We start from the raw sequence: 251 nt of genomic DNA, 5'->3' as shown, positions 1-251 counted from the left end.
AAGTTGAATACTGACCCGAATGCAGCATTGGCTGATATCTTAGCGAAAACGAACTCAGTACGTTCTCAGCTTCCAAAAGAAGCCGAAGATCCAACCGTAACCATGTCGACAGGTACGACAACGGCGGTACTGTACATCGGCTTTACGAGTGACGAGTTATCTTCAAGCCAGATCACTGACTACCTTGAGCGTGTAATCAACCCGCAGGTGTTCACTGTAAACGGTGTATCCAAAGTTGACCTGTATGGTGG

The 251-nt window shown here is 47.4% G+C and carries 1 protein-coding gene; it reads left to right on the top strand.

All coding sequences use genetic code 11. The features are described from left to right. Nucleotides 1–251: efflux RND transporter permease subunit (locus O4H49_RS20560; protein ID WP_269425305.1), on the top strand; the 251-nt coding region annotated here is incomplete at both ends.

It is taken from the genome of Kiloniella laminariae (assembly GCF_027214005.1).
Taxonomy (GTDB): Bacteria; Pseudomonadota; Alphaproteobacteria; order Kiloniellales; family Kiloniellaceae; genus Kiloniella; species Kiloniella laminariae_A.
This window is presented reverse-complemented; position numbering and strand designations above follow the sequence as displayed.